Genomic DNA, 17,988 nt, shown 5'->3' with positions numbered 1-17,988 from the left:
TAACATTATTATTACAAAATATATTTCACCCTTTTATTAATTAAACTGAGAAAATATGTAAAAATTACAGAACTAATCATAATAACAGGAAACAATTGAATATTTGAAGCAAATGGGAAAAACTCACCATAAAGCAAAATAAATAAAACGTGAGTAAAATATATACCATTAGGCAAAACAGATAAAAATCCTCTTTGACCTATAATAACAAGACGAGAGATAACTGTAAAAATAAATGGACATATAACAAATAATGCCAAATGAAGATCATTTCCTAAACCATACAACAATGATAAATAAGATTCAAATAAAAGAAGTAAAAAAGCTAAAGCAATAACTAAAAAGGCTTTACAGTTGGCTAAAAAACTGAAATCAATATATTTAACTTTAATTAAATGCCCTATAGTTATAAAAGGAAAGCCAAAAAAAAGAAAATTTCTAAATAAAAACACACGACTTGTTGGAATATAAAAATTATACATGCTTTGAAAAACAACTCCAGTGAAAAAAAATAAAATTGAAATAATAAGGACAGATTTATGAGAAAAATATTTGTTTAATAGAAAGAGCATGGACGCCCCTAATAGCAAAGCTGGCAGATACCACAAATGATGATAGCCAAACAATATAATAATAAGTAAATAAGAAACATTTTCACTGACCGAATCAAAGTAAAAAGGAAAATAAATAGCCATCCAAAAGAAATATAAGACCAGGATTCTAAAGAAGAAGTTTCGAAATTCTTTTCTAGATGAGAAATTAATAAAATATCCATTGATAATCAAAAACAAAGGAACCGCTATCCTTGCTAAACCATTACTGAATAACCAATAACCAGTATAAAGAAATTCAGATTCCACATCAACATAAAACGGAAGATGAATACATACAACTAAGACACTTAAAAAGATCTTAAAATAATCTAATGCTAAATTACGCATCACAGTAAAATAATATTTAGAAAAGTTAAGATAACCATCGTTTATTAACAATACGATTAAAGATTATTGGCCTAAATAAATCTAAACAAACTAAATATAAGAGTAGTGGAAAAAATTGAGTAAATAAAGAATTATTTATGGAAGTAATTATCAAAAATACAGATACAATAATAAGTGAATCTTTAAAAGAATAGAAGATCAAATACCTTCTTACTAATCTAGTATAAAAAAATATCAACGATATCAAAAACACTAAACCAAATAATACCAATATATTTATCCAAAAATTTTCAATAATTAAGAGACCAAAACTATCTTTAATATAATTAAACTCCATCATTGATATTCCATAAAAAAAACTATATATAGAATAGTAATCAAAAATATCAAATATAGCCAGTCTTTGCTCCCCACTAGATTGGTCAAATAACTCCCTATCAAACAACCTACTTCCTATATTAGTGGATGATATTAAGTAAAGAAAGATAAGACTAATAATAAAAACACCAATTGAGATAATCATTTTTCTATTTACAGAGTATTTAGTACTAAAAAAAATTCGACCGAAATAAAATATTAAAATAAAAGAATTCAATAAAATAGCTATACGTGCATTAAAAGTAAGAACAGCAATAAAACCAAGAGACCAAAGAAAAAGCTTGTATTTTGATTTCAAATTTGAAATGACTATGAAAGAATTCACAATAGTCACTAACAATGCATTTGTAAGAGGTGCACCATGAATAGAGTTACTCCTAAAAGCTCCATCGGAGTTTGATATTTGATCAAAAGTTGTATTTACCCACAAGAAAACATGATCTTTAATAAAAAACTCAAATACTGCTATAGCACATTCTATAACGAAAAACCAAAATAACAAAGACATCAAAAATTTCTTAAAATTATAAGTCTTTACTCCATCAATATTTTGAGGAACTAACAAAAACAATATAGGTGTAACAAAAAGAACTAAGATTGATCTTACTGAATCAGAAAGTATGCCGCTAAAAAATCTGAATGAGAATAAGACAATAATAACAAGAATAATATAATATTCATCCTTCCTATTAATAAACAAATTAAAAAGGGAATAATTAAGGACAATTGCAAGTATACCAAAAACTACAAAAAAGTACAAAATATTCTGTAGCTCTATTCCTAATAAATTAGAAACATTTTCACCTAGAAAAAAAAGCAGTAAATAAATTAACCTAACAATCACGCAATTTTTGACTTTATATAGCTCTTAATTATAAAATAATCTCCTTTTTGAAGTCCAACCAAAAACACAAATGAAAGACCCACAAATACAGAAAACAAACCTAGACAAAGAAAATTCAATGTAGAATTAGAGCTAACCTGGTGGTAAATATAAGAAAAATACAGATACACAATTAATATCAAAGGTAAAGTAACAAATACAATTGGCTTTACCACATTAATAAAATATCTTTCAATTTTAAACTCTAATTGTTTACTTACATCAAACACAGTATATGCCAAATAAAACATATCCATAAGTCCTACTACAATTAAGGGTATATATGGATTAAGATTATACTGAAGCAATAAGTAAGAAATTGGTAAAGAACACAATGTAAATAACCTACCATATAACTGAATGTTCTTTATCTTACCAGTTGCTGTTGTAATAAAACTGTATGGAATAGCTAACATCCAAAAAAAAGATTGAGTTAAAATAATTTTAGCAAAACCTACTGTATATGGAGGAACTTCCTTAAGCCAAAAATCTAAAACAAACTTGGTATCGAACAAAACAGGTAAAACAAAAATCAAAACTAAATAGAAAATATAAACTGAGGATTTTTCAGCCATTATCAACATTACTTTAGAATCACCATTAGCATAAGATTTAATTAATTGGGGCTTAATTGCCATAAAAACATTATTAATAAACTGATTTATATATCTTCCCAAAGTAGATGCTAGCGCCCTCGCTCCATTAATAGTAGGCCCAAAAAAAACATTTAGCAAAACATTTATTCCTTGAACACCAAGGCTCCAAGAAATAGAACCGAAAATATTTAAGCCTACAAAGCTTAACATTTCACGAAATAAAGACTTATCAAAATAAAATTTATAATTAGATTCTGAATACTTTAACCTACAATAAAAAACATGGCAAATAAAAACTATTAGTTCAACACATAATAAAAGGAAAGCATAAAAAATCAATCTATCATAGTCATAGAAACCAAGTAAAAAAACAATTAACAACTTAGACACACCTTCAAATACACTTAGATAAGCATATAAAGACATGTTTTCTCGAGCTAAAATAAGACTTTGGAAGCTCACCTGATTTATCTTAAGAATAACAGAAATAATTGCCATCTGATATACCCAAAAAGAAGCAAATGTTCTATCCTCTGGTATTTCTAATTTATTTTCAAGTAACCATAATCCAATAGTTTCTAATAAAATTATTACTACTAAAGAAATAAAAAAATGAACTCCAACACTCTGGGAAAAATATTTATTTGTTAAATCAAAATCATTTTTTCCTAGGCCAATGTTAAAGTATCTTTGAGATGCATTTGTCAAACTTGAAGAAACAAATTCTAACATCAAAACCACAGAAGCCACAACATTATAAATACCTAAATCCTCAACTCCAAGAAGGTCCAATACAACTCTAGAAGTATAAAGACCAATAAATATAAGAAAGAATGTTCTGAAATACAGAAATATAGTATTCTTAAATATTAATTTAGTTTTTGAAGACATCAAATTGGATTAAAATACTAAAATATTAAAGCGAATTTGTATAAAAAAGAATAATATCTCTATACTTTATTATTAATATAGCCTTCTGTAGCCAACTCATTGCTAGTAACAATACACGGATTTCCGATTACAATACTATTAGGGGGAACATCAATATTCACAAAGCTATTAGGACCAATTAAAACATTATTGCCAATATTCACGGATCCAACAACTACAGAATTAGGACCAATCCATACTTCATCGCCTATATTCGGTGCTCCTTTTCGTTTACCGCGATTTGACTGACCAATAGTTACACCTTGAGCAATATTGCAATTTTTCCCAATTAAGGCCTCTTTATTAATTACTATTGTGCCAAAATGTCCTAAAAAAAGCCCATGCCCTATCTTTGCAGAAGCTGGTATTTGAAACCCATAGTATCGTGACAAAAATCGAAGTATAAACCTAAAAAAATACCTAAATACTAATACTTCTGACTGACCTAACCTCATAATTAGCGTATACTTATATCCAGGTGTAGTAAAAAACAGTTTAACTATTTTAACCCAACCCCCATCTTTACCAATATACCTTATATGATCATTTCCTATCATCTTTATTCATTTTAGCAAAAAAAACATTCAAATAATCTACGACGAGATGATTTCCCTTTTGAAAAATAAAATTCAAAAAAGAGGTTGCTCAATAAATTTTAAAAAGGCCAATTTATTCAAAAAATATTCTCCAATGATAGAACTAAAATCTATAAATCAACCAGTTATAATATCATGCAATTAACATTTCCTTTTTTATCAATTTATCAATATTAGAAAGAATTACCTTCCTCTTTTCGGTATCAGATAGCCCCTTTGTATTTAGATTAAATGTCAAATTCCTTTCCAAATACTGCTCAATCGAGCAAATAATTCTAGCAGGATTACCACCTATAACAACATTTTCAGGTATCGAACTAACGACTACACTTCCTGCTGCTATTAGTACATTATTACCAATAGTTACACCAGGCATAATTAACGAATTGGTCCCAAAATAGACAAAATCACCAATTTCAATCTTTCCAAAACAATCAAATTTAGGGTGTTTTAGTCTAACTGCACCAGCTCCACCATGTGTAAAAAATTTTACACCATTTGTTATTTGACAATTATTTCCAATTTTTATTAGATAAGGTTCAGAGCTCCAAAATCTTGAAGAGATAAAATTATTTTCACCCATTTCTACACCTAATAATTTTGCCTGAACCTTATTGGGTAATAACCTTAAGAAATATTGTCTAATTTTATCAAAATTGATGTTCAAAGCTAATTTATTTTAAAGTGATTTTTTATATAATACAAACTCATCATTACTAGCAAAGACTTTCATAGAGTTAATCTTTGACAAATAGATATAACGCCCTATTTAAGGTTATCCATTTTCTTTCGATCGATATCATCACAAGTAACTTCGATCCCTACATCTGCAAAACATACGCCTGATACCAGACCCATATAGCGAGTACCCACTACTGCGATTTTCATTATTTATCTATTTTATAATAGTTGATATACCATTTGACAAATTCGTTTATTCCATTTTTCAATTCAATTTTTGGTTGATAAGCAAAAGTAGATTCTAATTTTTCTGTGTTTGCAAAAGTCACTTGAACATCTCCTGGCTGAGCCTCAACATACTTTTTGGCTAATTCTTTGCCGGTACATTCTTCAATTAAACTAATAAAGTCACCAAGACCCAATGGTTTGCCTTGCCCTATATTACATACTTCAGCTCCTTCAATTTTCGCTTTTTGATCAAATATTTGGACTATTCCATTAACTATATCATCAATGTATGTGAAATCTCTTTTTTGATTGCCCTGATTAAATACTCTAATTTCTGTACCTTCAAAAGCAGCCTTTGTAAAAATAAAAGGAGCCATATCAGGTCGACCCCACGGACCATAGACTGTAAAAAATCTTAATCCAATTGAAGTTATGCCAAATAAATGGTGGTATGTATATGCCATCAACTCATTTGACCTCTTCGTAGCGGCATATAGACTTACTGGTTTATTACAAGACTCCTGTTCAGAGAATGGCTGCTCAGATTCCATTCCATATACAGAAGAACTAGATGCGTAAATCAAATTACTAATCTTATGATATCTACTAAATTCCAAAACATTTAAAAATCCATCAATATTGGATTTAATATAAGCTTTTGGATTTTCTAAACTATACCTTACTCCTGCTTGAGCCGCCAAATGAATAATTGCATCAATAGTAAAATCCAAAGCTAATTTTTCCCAAAAATAATCTTCTTCAATATTGGATCTGATAAAGGTGAAATCACTATTTGTAGATTCTTCAATATCAAAAGGCAGTGAAAGCTCTCTATCTATTCCAAGCTGGCTTATTCGCCCAATTTTAAGAGTAGGGTCATAATAATCATTTATATTATCGACTCCAATTACAGTATGCCCGTCATCTATTAGTTTCTTACATAGATGAAAGCCTATAAATCCAGCTGCTCCAGTTACTAAAATTTGCATATTTAAAAAATTATAGTTTAAAATTTACTCTGCATGTCTAAAAACCTCATGTCCTCTTTCTACTAAATGCATATTTTTTTGCACCAATTTGACTTCAGAAATCATCATATCATTGACTAATCCAGCTAAATCGTATTCTGGTGTCCATCCTAATTGTGTTTTAGATTTGGTAGGGTCACCGAGGAGAAGATCGACTTCGGTTGGGCGGAAGTAGGTGGGATCCACTCGGATGATTTCCGAGTTAATAGTTAAATTGTTAAGAGTTAATCCGTTAACATTTAACTCTGAACCATTAACAATTAACTCTTTTCCTGTTGATTCAAAATATTTTTTTGCATCTACTGACTCTAAAACACCCACTTCGTTGACTCCTTCTCCTTTCCAGCGAATTTTGAAGCCTACATGTGCAAAGGACATCTCTACGAAATCACGAACTTTAGTAGTTACGCCTGTAGCTATTACAAAATCTTCTGGTTTCTCCTGTTGTAAAATTAACCACATGGCTTTTACATAGTCTTTGGCATGTCCCCAATCTCGAAGAGCCTCCATATTACCTAGGTAAAGACAATCCTGCAAGCCCATTGCTATAGCGGCAGTAGCCATGGTGATTTTTCTTGTTACAAAAGTTTCCCCTCTTCTAGGAGATTCGTGATTGAATAATATCCCGTTGCAGGCAAACATATTATAGGCTTCCCGGTAGTTTTTGGTGATCCAGAACCCATAGATTTTTGCAGCTCCATAAGGTGAACGGGGATAGAAAGGAGAGTTCTCGTCATAAAATCCAGCAGCATTTTTATTCTCTGGCATACCTCCATACAATTCAGATGTAGAAGCTTGGTAAATCCTTGTTTTTTTTTCCAGACCTAAAATTCGAACTGCTTCCAATATTCTTAATGTGCCTAGCCCATCCACATTAGCTACATACTCTGGGGAATCGAAAGAAACTTTCACATGAGACATGGCTCCCAAGTTGTAAATCTCATCCGGTTGTACCTCTTGGATGATTCGAATGATATTCATGGAATCTGTCAAGTCACCGTAATGCAATTTAAAGTTAACTGACTTTTCGTGCTGATCTTGATATAGGTGATCTATTCTTTGGGTATTAAAGGAGGATGCTCTACGCTTAATTCCATGCACCATGTACCCTTTTTCTAAAAGTAGTTCCGCTAAGTAAGAGCCGTCCTGCCCGGTGATGCCGGTGATAAGTGCTGTTTTCATGTTGTATTGTTAAATGTTAATTGTTAATCGTTAACTGTTAAGTGATATCGTCTTAACTTTTAACATCTTAACTTTTAACTATAATTTCACTTCTTTAAAGTTCTCCTGATTCTCCAGGAACCATTCGTAGGTTCTCTTGATTCCTTCTTCCAATCCTACCTTGGCCTTCCAGCCTGCATCAGTCATTTTGGAGACATCCATTAATTTCCTAGGCGTTCCATCGGGCTTGCTGGAGTCCCAGATGATTTCTCCGGTATGGCCTACGGTTTTTTGGATCAACTCTGCCAATTCTTTTATTGTCAAATCCACCCCAGTTCCAACATTATATAGGTTATCCTGAAACTTGTTTTCTAAGGCAAAAACTACTGCGTCTGCTAGGTCTTCTACGAAAAGGAATTCGCGCATAGGTGTTCCACTTCCCCACAGTGTTACTGGTAAGTGCTCCTTATCTGCTTCGACTTCGCTCAGCATAGACAATTGTGGTTGTTTCGCCTCATGAAATTTTCTGATCATAGCAGGAAGCACATGGGAAGTAGTTAAATCAAAATTATCATGGGTTCCATATAAGTTGGTAGGCATTAGGGAAATGTAATCCTTGCCAAATTGCTTTCGGATTGCTTCGCAGGCTTTTACTCCTGTAATTTTAGCAATAGCATACCACTCGTTAGTTGGCTCCAAAGGACCAGTCAATAAATACTCCTCCTTTAAAGGTTGAGGGGCTAATTTAGGGTAGATGCAGGAAGAACCTAAAAAGATAAACTTTGCTACATCAGCTTTTAAAGATGAATCAATCAGGTTATTTTGAATTTGCATATTTTCCATCAAGAACTGATAGGGATAGTTGTTATTAGCTAATATCCCACCTACTCGTGCTGCAGCATCGATCACCACTTCCGGTTTTTCGCATTCAAAGAAATCAGCTACTTCAGGTTGACTTTTAAGATCCAATTCCTTTGAGGTTTTGCCAATAAGGTGTGTATACCCTTTAGCTTCCAAAGCTCTCCATATTGCTGAGCCTACCATGCCGCGATGGCCAGCGATGTATATCTTTGTGGTTTTGTTCACTTTCCTTTGTTTTGATTATTTAAAGAACCTAAGATGAGAGGTCAAAGGTGAAAGGTTAAAGGGTTTTAGCGATTGCATTTATTAAGCCTTTTAACATTGAAGCAATCTCTACTCCCAGATTTTCTAGTTTGATTAATACCTCTTTTGCAATCCAATTCCTTTTTTCAAATAAGGTGAGAATAGAAACAGTCTCATATAATGAACCACGCGCTATGTAAAGAAACCTTATGTATTCTTTTTTTGAATCTCTTCCTTTCCCTTCAGCAATATTTGAAGAGATAGAAACTGAACTAGCTTCAATTTGCTCTATTAATCTATAATGCTTTTGTGATGAATTTAAATTTTCAATAATATCTAAAATTGAGTCAGCAAACTCAATGGACTTTTGCCAAACTTTCAACTCCTTAAAAGCAAAATCATTACTCATTATTTAAAAACTTTTTCCTTTGAGCTTTCACCTTTCACACTAAGTCCGGTTTCTCTTTCTCTAACCTTTCAAACACCTTCTTCACATCCTGAGCATTATCTTTCTTAAGAACTAAAATAGCATCTGCTGTTTGAATCAACAAGGTGTTTTTTAGGCCTAGAAACTCCGTGTGAAGCTTCGTTCCTATTACCATATTGCCTTTGGAGTCTACAGTATGACCTTGCTTTTTGAAATGATCATAAATAGATTCAAAGGAGCCCATATCTGACCAAGCAAATTCTGAGGGAACAACTTTGATTTTTTTGGTATTTTCCATGACAGCATAATCCACTGAAATAGAAGGGATTTTCATGGATAGTTCAAAATCTAGTTTACCTTCCGTCGCTCCATCAAATGCTTTTTTTGAAGAAGTATAGACTTCAGGTTCAAAGGCTTTTAATTCTTCAAGATACACTCCTGCTTGGAAACAAAACATGCCAGAATTCCAATAAAAGTTTCCACTTTTTAAAAACCCCTCAGCTGTCTCCAAGTTTGGTTTTTCCCGGAAACTCTTTACTTCTTCCCCATCCGCCTCTATATAACCAAATCCAGTCTCCGGCCTACTTGGCTTCAGCCCAAAGGTAACTATAAAACCATCTTTGGCCAGTTGAATAGCTCTATCTACTGCCAGCTGGTAGTTATTTCCAGATTCTATCAGATGATCAGAAGGTGTAACAAACAGAATATCCTCTGGCTGAGCTGCAAAGGCTGCAAAAGCAATAGCGGCTGCTGTATTCCTAGGACAGGCCTCGATAATCTCTACATAAGTAGATATCCCAGCTGAAGCGAGGTCCTTTCTTGACAATTCGTAATTATCACAATTACCTACCACCATTACCTCATCACAAAAATGGGAATTTCTGCTTATGGTTTTTTGAAAAAGCGTATCCCCTTCAAAAATTGGCAAATACTGCTTAGGTTGGGATTTGCGGGAGAGAGGCCATAGTCTGGAGCCAACTCCGCCGGAAAGAATGACGTTAACGGTTTTCAAAGGTTTGTCGGTTATCAGTTGTCGGTTGTCAGGGGTTTTAACTTCCTATAGCATAGGATTCAAAACCAAGGGATTTCAGATACTTTTTGTCGTAAATATTTCTGCCGTCGAAGATCACTTTGTTCTTCAATAGTCTACCTACTACATCCCAACTTGGAATTCTGAATTCTGACCATTCAGTAACCAAAAGAAGTGCATCAGCATCCACCAAAGCTTCATAGGCATCCTTGCAATAGGTCACCTTGTCAAAGATGTAATGTTCCTTAGCTTCCTCCATTGCGATAGGATCGTAAGCTTTTACCTTAGCTCCAGCTGCTCTCAACTCATCGATGATCACTCCAGCAGGCGCTTCACGCATATCATCTGTATTTGGCTTGAAGCTTAGTCCCCACATCGCAAAGGTCATTCCTGATAAATCCTCTCCGAAGTGAGCTTTTACTTTTTTGGAAAGCACATATTTCTGATCGTCATTGACATCTTCCACAGCCTGGAGAACTCTCAGGTCATAGCCATATTGTTTGGCAGTTTTGATGATAGCTTTCACATCCTTCGGAAAACAAGACCCTCCATATCCTACTCCTGGGTAGATGAACTTATTGCCGATTCTTGGGTCAGATCCAATACCTTTTCTAACCATGTTTGCGTCAGCACCTACCAATTCACATAAATTTGCTACGTCATTCATGAATGAGATCTTGGTAGCCAGCATGGCGTTGGCGGCATACTTGGTCATTTCTGCAGAAGGGATATCCATGTAGATAATTCGCTCTCCGCTGAGTTGGAATGGCTTGTATAGACGCTTCATAATCTCTTCAGCTCTTTCGTCATCCACTCCAATTACAATTCTATCCGGCTTCAGAAAGTCTTCCACTGCAGCTCCTTCCTTCAGGAATTCAGGATTGGAAGCTACTGCAAAAGGAAGATCCGAAGATCTCTTATCTAGCGCTGCTTTAATCGCTGCACGAACTTTCTCACCGGTAGTTACCGGAACAGTGCTTTTGGTAGCCACTACAATGTAATCACTCATTTTAGTACCAATCTCATCGGCCACAGCCAATACGTATTTCAAATCCGCAGATCCATCCTCTCCCGGAGGTGTACCTACAGCTATAAAAGCGACTGAGGCTCCCTGAATAGCTTCGCCCAAATCCGTGCTGAATTTAAGTCTTCCGCTTTTGAAATTTCTGACTACAACCTCTTCCAGGCCTGGCTCATAAATAGGCATAATGCCTTTTTTGAGGTTATCAATTTTCTTTTGATCGATGTCAACACAAGTTACTTCGATTCCTACGTCAGCAAAACATGCGCCCGATACAAGGCCTACATATCCTGTTCCTACTACTGCAATTTTCATTGTCGATTAATATGTTAGATTTAAAAAAGGTTTAGATACTGTCTGAACTCAGCTTCGCCCCTTCAGTCACATTCTGTAATCAAAAAAGCAAGGTAATATTCTTCCCTGAAAATAGGTAGCTACCTATTACACTGGATAATATGTCTTAACTTATAAGATTGCAGATGGACTTAGCTGGTACTAGCTGCTTGGTGAAAAACTGAAACGGATCAAAACCAGGTTTTTTGGGTAGAAAGGCATAAAAAGTGCCTATGTATTGCTTATGAGGCTTGTTCACCCGTTTCATGCTGTAAAGATAAGAAAGTGAGTAATTTTTGTACTCATTTTTTACCCTTATTTTCTAATTAAATTTTATAGTCTCATACTTGGATTTTCTGATTGTAAGCATTTCTGAGATGTGAGAAATTATGTATTTCCTAATTATAAGTTTGATGTCTGTAATAGGAATTTATTTTTTCATTCTGTCCTGCTGATGCTAATCGGCAGACAAATTCCCCCGCCTGATAGCAGGCAGGGATTACCAAAGTTGACTATACTCTACGACGAACAGGGTCTATTGCTGCAGAGTCAGCTATTGGTCTTTAGTTGATTAGTTCATACTAGAATTATTAGGTTCAACATATTTTAACAAGTGACAAACCTCTGCAATCGAACAAAAAAGACGCTTGTTTTCTGGATTAGGAATTTGCATGAGAGTCTGACTAAAGCTAGTGAATCGGCTTTTGTGCACTGGAAGTATTTTTAGCTAGTATGATTTTCTGTAATATATCACTCATATGATTAGGCGCTACTATTAACCACAATTGAGAGTTTACCATTCCCTCCAAGAGGCCCCACTGTCCATCAGACATAACTTTAATCAGGCGCTGATTGCTTGGAGCCGTAGCTTCGAAATTCCTGAGAAATTTTGCTGAGAGCTTATCAAAAGATTGGCCATAATCGTAGGTGCGTTGGTAAACCGCCATCATTTGGTCAGCACAATAGAAAATATACCTGCTGCATCGAGGATTTTCGACCCGCTTGACAGAACGGATTACTTTATACCTTAACCCATCTAGCTGAAAGGAAGCTATTACCAAAGCCGGTAAATGCTGATCTATATCCAGTTCATAGTGAGCAAAATCCAGATAATCCTTATCCATATCTAAATTTAAACAGCCTAGGGACTGAGATAAGAATTGGAGCTCACGGAGCATGGCAATAGGATCAAAGGGCACAGGCTTTCCGTAAAATTTAAACTTTACATTTATTCCTGAAATTATTAGGGATCTGGAATGGTAACCTGTTGCCAACTTACTCAGATAGTTCAAAATGTCCATGGTCAAATTATAGCCAAACAATGGTTTAAATTTAAAAGAATATGCAAAAGAGGTTTCTGCATTGACTAAATTATTGGGTTCTGCTGGGCTTATCCACTTTTCTACTATGAAATGAAATTAGTGATATAAGTGAGAGGGAGTACTTTGTAAATCCCATTCTATCTCGATTTTGTAGAGAATTGTAAATAAAAGGAAGAGAGGGGAGCAAGGGTTAATGGTTAATGGTTAATGGTTAAAAAGTCATTTCCTTCTCAAAGCTCTTTTCCACCATGGCAATTGTACTTCTTCGTGGTATCCATAGGAATTATTGCCATAGCCGTAACCATATCCGTAACCATAACCATAGCCATAACCCTTGTCTATGTGTACATCATTAAGAATAGCATAAATTTTGGATACCCCTCCTTTTTCCACCAGGTTATTTAGGATCTGGGAATTGGCTTTCATGGAATATCCTTGTCGGAAAACAAAGAAGCTTATATCCGCATAAGGAAACAGCTCTTTTGTTTCTGAAACCAATCCAACAGGAGGACAGTCAAAAATCACTACATCATAGACCTGCTTGACTTCCTTAATAATCTGGGCAAATTTACCCTGAAGAAGTAATTCTGCGGGATTGGGTGGAATAGGCCCAGAGAGGATTACATCCATGTCTTTGTGGCCAGTAGGTTTCACCACCTCCTGCCAGGGAATATCAGAACTTAAGCAAGTACTCATTCCTTTGTCATTTTCTAAACCAAAATCCTCAGCAATCTTTGGTTTACGAAGGTCAAGGCCAATCAAGAGCGTACGCTTTCCCATAAGCGCGTAAACTGAGGCTAGGTTGATAGAAACGAAAGTTTTGCCTTCTCCAGAAATAGAGGATGTAAGAAGAATGGCCAGGTTGTTTCTGACCGGACTCAGATAAGACATATCTGCTCTCATGGATCTAAATGATTCTGTAACAGAAGAACGGGGGTTATTTAAAACAGGAATCTTATCTTCGGATACACTACGCCCAATCATACCAATAAGGGGTACTTTGATGTCTTTTTCCAATTCTTTTGGATCATCAATTTTAGTATTGAGAAAATCCTTGACAGTGATAAATCCTATAGGAATAATAAAGCCAAGTATCATCCCAATGAGCAAATTCAGCGACTTCTTGGGTGCCACCGGTAATTGCCCCGCTTTTGCAAAGTCCAGTACGTTGTTTTTGGGCATATTGGAAGCTTTTGTGATTTCTGCTTCTGCCTTTTTTTCCAGTAGATACACATAGATATTTTCATTGATGGAGAACTGCCGCTGTATTCCCAGTAGATTACGCTCGGTTTCGGGAAGGGAATTTACGTCGATATCCAACATCCGAACCTGATCATCCAGGTCTTTGATAAGGTTTTGTGTATTGATTACGGCAGAATTTACATTTTCCTGTAGCTGTTTTTTTATATTCTGGATCTTAGTGGAATTCTCCCTAACTGCGGGACTTTTATCTGTAAAATTAGAGGAAAGTGTATTTTGATCAGCCTGAAGCTCACTATACGCCTGAACCAGTGAATTGAGTAAGGGATCAGTGACTCCCATCACAGCAGGAGCAACCATATCCCCTGTCTGGTTAGTATTTAGGTAGTCCCGCAAAACCTCGTAGTAGTTTAACTTAATCTCCGTCAATCCCCTTTCTACTTCCAGTTCTTGTATTCTTTGAAAAATGACAGACCCCTCTTCCGAAAGATTAAAGATTTTATTTTTGGTTCTGTATTCCTGAAGTCTGTTTTCAGAAAACCTAAGAGAATCCGATATACCGGAAAGCTGTCCATTAATAAATTTAACTGTATTTTCAGAGGCCTTATTCTTTTCCTTCAGTTCCTTGGCAAGGTACATCTCCATCAGTTTGTTGATGTATTCCTCTCCCAGCCTTCTCACCGGTGTCTCCAAACTTAGCGAAAGAATGGAAGCCTCTTTATTGAGGGGTGATACTGAGAGTTCCTCCCGATATCTGAGAGCTAATGTAGGAGTATCTACGAAATTAAAGAGAAGTACATCACCAGGTAAAGCTGATATCTGATTGACTACAAAAGAGAAGCCATCCCCTGCTATCTCCTCACCGAAAGAATATTTCTCTCTTTCTAATAAAGCAGGTTGCTCACGCTTGACTTTATAATAAGAATCTGCGGGATTGTGGATCATAAAATCATCATTCTGCACTGTCAGCTCAAAGGAATCCCTATCAATCACCTCAAGTCTAAATCTTCCACCAACCAACTGAAGTTTGTTCCAGTCCACTGACACCATTACGGGGAGACTGCCATAGATTTGAGATGTGGAAAAAAAATCTTCTATGAAATACTGCACATTTAGATTCATACCTGAGATGGCTGCTTCTGCTAGGGAAAAGGATTTGAGAATTCCAATTTCGTTCTCGATGTTGCTTTTGCCTTGCAGCATCCCCAGGCCGGAAGATTCAAAAAGATCCATTCCAAGTGTAGGTTCTTCATCTTTCACTAAAATACTGGATTCTACTTTGTAAATATTAGTAGAATACCGGTTGAATAGAAAAGCGGAGGAAAATCCTCCCAGGATAAACAAGAGTATAACAGGCCAGTACTGCAGGTAGTTAAAAAGAAGCACCTTGAGATCTAATTCACCATCTTTCTGCAAAGTAAAATCATTCTGCGCGATGGAAGGATTGGACGGGATATGGGAATACATGCGGAATTAATTGATTAAATTGAGAATAAGCGCAACAGCAGAAATTCCAGAAAATAACAAAGCCAAAGTCTGGGCAGTATTCTCTCCGGTTCCTGACTCCCTTACCTTCATAGGCTCTACATACAATTGGTCATTGGGCTGTATGAAATAAAAGGGAGAGGCAACAATCTGCCTATCCAGTAAATCGATCCGATGAAGTCGTGTTCCCTCTGGGTATTGTCTAATCAGCAATACCTCACTCCTCTTAGCTACAGTGGTAAGATCCCCTGCATTGGCAATAGCCTCAAAGATGGTCATCCGGTCCTGAAGTACTACGTACTTGCCTGGTTTCCTAAATTCTCCTAAAGCAGAATACCGCACCCCTCCTAATTTAACTTTGACATATAGCTCGGATTTAACATACTCCCGTAGTTTCTTCTCAATATCCATTCTAGCTTCTTCCAGGGATTTATCACGAACATAGATTTCTCCTACAATAGGAAGGCGGATATTGCCCTTCTCATCCACTGAATATCCAGTCATATAATAGATATCACCCCCGCTTTGTGCCGAAACATTTCCCATTTGGGCGTTCATCTGAGGAGGCATATTATTAAAGCCAAACTGCGTCATATCTTCCACGGTCTGGATATTCACATCTATGATATCGTTGTACTGGAGTTTATATTCTGGGATTTTATAAGTGATAAGTTCATCGTCTGATATTGGATTATTATCCTCCAAATTCTGCAGATAAATGATTTTCTCATTCGAGATGCAGCCAAAGACAAGAAAAGACAGCATAAAATACAAAAGGCATTTACTAATATTCATCATAAAGTATCTGGCATAGCCAATCAAAAGTTAAGAATAGTACATCGGGCTATGGGTTTAATGTGGGGTGGGTCACCTTAGTACTAGAGCAATACGAATACAATGCTCCTAAAAACTGTTAGAACAGGGAGTCTAGTAAAACCCTATGGTAACGTTATGGATTATTTAAATAGAAAATTCAAAGGTTGCTAGGTGTTTAAGGATTAAGGATTAAGGGCTAAAGGTTATTGTCAGTTTTTATTTGTTTGTATATACAAATAGAAATTCATCATCCTGAGATCTTAAAAATTGATTTGTGCATTTATATGCAAATAAATTATACTATTCAAGATTTTACAGCCACTATTATTTAGCAGTAAATAAGAAATTCCCATCACATAGTTCAGGGAATTAATAGCGTTTAAAGAACGACGATTGAGCATTAGTCGAAGTTTAGTAAATAATATCCATAATAGCCTGCCAATTTTTTATTAGCCAAATCTGAATTGTATCACCATTCTCTATAAGGCAGGTCTCTCCCATATGGTTCTGCACCAGAATTCTCTCTTGGGAACGTGGAAGACGGAGCTCAGAGAGATAAGCCAAATGTTGTACACACCTTTCATAAGGCAGCACATCATTACTAAACTTAAAATGTTCGAAAAGAAGATTTCCATCTCTTAGGTAATTCACCTGTTCGAATGGAGTGAATACCGTCTGCCCAGTAAACATATGTGAATCATATTTTATTTCTCTCTGGGAGAAGCTGGCAATGCACTGGATTTTGGCATTTGAAGTAAAGAAATAATCCTTAAACCTGGGAATAACATCAAGGGGAAATGGCTTTAATAAACGTTCCTTAATTCTCAGACTATAAAAAGAGGTAATAAAATCCTCCACCACTAAGAAGGGGCTAAATCTACATACTTCGCCAGCATGGATAAATTCCACGTCTATACCTTCTATGTTTTCCACAGCAGAAAAAGGGCGTACGAATACATTATTTTCCATGACTAAATATTATGAATTAGTTAACAAGAACCGAATAAATGCATTAGATTGTAAATGAATTGCTATATATATAAAAGATCTGATTTCTGAAATTAATTAATCAAGCGGAGAGAGCAATTAAAAACGCAGAGGCTTATATCAAATAGCAGCCTCGAAGGATTCACCCAACATGAAATATGTAAAACTGATAATAAAGATAGATAATTAGACAATGCTATTGGAAAGTTCATTCAAAAACTGAGTTGTCTAAATTTCATGTCAAAATATAGCTCAATATAATACAAGCCAACTAACAAATAATTTAAGTAGCGTAAATTAAACAAATCCATGCTTGACAAATATCTCTAAAAGCAAATCATATTCTAGGGGCTTAACAATAAAATCCTTAATTCTAGGTGAATTTATAGCTCTATTTCTATCTTCCGGGTCAATGGAACTAGTCCTTATTATAACATCATACGAAGATTTTATTTCATCACTTAATTTATCGAACTCAGCCAAAAACCCCCAGCCATCCAAAACAGGCATATGAAGATCCAACAAGATAAGACGTGGGAATGAGCTGGATGGATCCAATGGGCGTGATCTAAGAAAGTCTAATCCCTCCTTTCCATTTTTTAAGAAGCGAATTGGCTTAAGAAACCTCATTTTTCTTAAAATTTTGCTTTCCACAAACTTAATAGCGTCATCGTCATCAATGATTAGGATTTCGGACAATTTAAACTCCATATTAGTTAAAATCAATAGAAAAATATTAACGCCCAAGGGGCAAAACAATTACAATTTTAAATCTTAAGGCATTGATAACATGCCAATAATATAACTAACTAATTCTAAAAAGATTAATAGAAATGATCAG

16 protein-coding genes are annotated in these 17,988 nt (G+C 35.0%); all 16 read right to left on the bottom strand.

What is annotated here, in order from left to right:
- Positions 1 to 11: 11 nt before the first annotated feature.
- Entirely contained in the window at positions 12 to 941 is a 930-nt protein-coding gene (locus QOL76_RS18420) for an acyltransferase family protein (RefSeq protein WP_283414431.1), read from the bottom strand.
- A gap of 1,218 nt (positions 942 to 2,159) precedes the next feature.
- Positions 2,160 to 3,689, bottom strand: a complete 1,530-nt coding sequence (locus QOL76_RS18415) for an MATE family efflux transporter (RefSeq protein WP_283414430.1) — start codon at positions 3,687 to 3,689, stop codon at positions 2,160 to 2,162.
- Between the two features lie 59 nt (positions 3,690 to 3,748).
- Positions 3,749 to 4,285, bottom strand: a complete 537-nt coding sequence (locus QOL76_RS18410; RefSeq protein ID WP_283414429.1) for a serine O-acetyltransferase — start codon at positions 4,283 to 4,285, stop codon at positions 3,749 to 3,751.
- Positions 4,286 to 4,457: 172 nt separating this feature from the next.
- Positions 4,458 to 4,991 carry an acyltransferase gene (locus tag QOL76_RS18405; RefSeq protein ID WP_283414428.1) on the bottom strand — a complete coding sequence of 178 codons (534 nt, stop codon included), beginning with the start codon at positions 4,989 to 4,991 and terminating at the stop codon, positions 4,458 to 4,460.
- Positions 4,992 to 5,089: 98 nt separating this feature from the next.
- Positions 5,090 to 5,212: a hypothetical protein gene (locus QOL76_RS18400; RefSeq protein WP_377918609.1), complete on the bottom strand. Its 123-nt coding sequence runs from the start codon at positions 5,210 to 5,212 to the stop codon at positions 5,090 to 5,092.
- Positions 5,212 to 6,222, bottom strand: coding sequence for an NAD-dependent epimerase/dehydratase family protein (locus QOL76_RS18395; RefSeq protein ID WP_283414427.1), 1,011 nt, complete (start codon positions 6,220 to 6,222; stop codon positions 5,212 to 5,214). Before QOL76_RS18395 ends, QOL76_RS18400 begins: the two co-directional genes overlap by 1 nt.
- 24 nt (positions 6,223 to 6,246) lie before the next feature.
- Positions 6,247 to 7,443 (bottom strand): GDP-mannose 4,6-dehydratase, encoded by a 1,197-nt coding sequence (gene gmd / locus QOL76_RS18390; RefSeq protein WP_283414426.1) that lies wholly within the window; start codon positions 7,441 to 7,443, stop codon positions 6,247 to 6,249.
- A 78-nt stretch (positions 7,444 to 7,521) separates the two neighbouring features.
- A complete protein-coding gene (locus tag QOL76_RS18385) occupies positions 7,522 to 8,508 on the bottom strand; it encodes a GDP-L-fucose synthase family protein (RefSeq protein ID WP_283414425.1) in 987 nt (328 codons plus the stop codon).
- 55 nt (positions 8,509 to 8,563) lie between these two features.
- On the bottom strand, positions 8,564 to 8,935 hold the full coding sequence (locus tag QOL76_RS18380; protein ID WP_283414424.1) for a four helix bundle protein: 372 nt from the start codon (positions 8,933 to 8,935) through the stop codon (positions 8,564 to 8,566).
- Positions 8,936 to 8,969: 34 nt separating this feature from the next.
- Positions 8,970 to 9,965 (bottom strand): mannose-1-phosphate guanylyltransferase, encoded by a 996-nt coding sequence (locus QOL76_RS18375; RefSeq protein ID WP_283414423.1) that lies wholly within the window; start codon positions 9,963 to 9,965, stop codon positions 8,970 to 8,972.
- Between the two features lie 37 nt (positions 9,966 to 10,002).
- A complete protein-coding gene (locus tag QOL76_RS18370) occupies positions 10,003 to 11,319 on the bottom strand; it encodes a UDP-glucose dehydrogenase family protein (RefSeq protein WP_283414422.1) in 1,317 nt (438 codons plus the stop codon).
- A gap of 707 nt (positions 11,320 to 12,026) precedes the next feature.
- Positions 12,027 to 12,638: a hypothetical protein gene (locus QOL76_RS18365; RefSeq protein WP_283414421.1), complete on the bottom strand. Its 612-nt coding sequence runs from the start codon at positions 12,636 to 12,638 to the stop codon at positions 12,027 to 12,029.
- A gap of 240 nt (positions 12,639 to 12,878) precedes the next feature.
- On the bottom strand, positions 12,879 to 15,326 hold the full coding sequence (locus QOL76_RS18360; protein WP_283414420.1) for a GumC family protein: 2,448 nt from the start codon (positions 15,324 to 15,326) through the stop codon (positions 12,879 to 12,881).
- 6 nt (positions 15,327 to 15,332) lie between these two features.
- The gene (locus QOL76_RS18355) at positions 15,333 to 16,109 is read right to left on the bottom strand and encodes a polysaccharide biosynthesis/export family protein (protein ID WP_283414419.1); all 777 of its coding nucleotides are present in this window, start codon (positions 16,107 to 16,109) and stop codon (positions 15,333 to 15,335) included.
- Positions 16,110 to 16,571: 462 nt separating this feature from the next.
- Positions 16,572 to 17,129: a hypothetical protein gene (locus tag QOL76_RS18350; protein ID WP_283414418.1), complete on the bottom strand. Its 558-nt coding sequence runs from the start codon at positions 17,127 to 17,129 to the stop codon at positions 16,572 to 16,574.
- 315 nt (positions 17,130 to 17,444) lie between these two features.
- On the bottom strand, positions 17,445 to 17,858 hold the full coding sequence (locus QOL76_RS18345; RefSeq protein ID WP_283414417.1) for a response regulator: 414 nt from the start codon (positions 17,856 to 17,858) through the stop codon (positions 17,445 to 17,447).
- Positions 17,859 to 17,988 lie beyond the last annotated feature (130 nt).

Source organism: Algoriphagus winogradskyi (genome assembly GCF_900182815.1).
Lineage (GTDB): Bacteria > Bacteroidota > Bacteroidia > Cytophagales > Cyclobacteriaceae > Algoriphagus > Algoriphagus winogradskyi.
The sequence above is the reverse complement of the archived record's forward strand: the minus strand, read 5'-3'. Positions and strand labels throughout refer to the sequence as shown.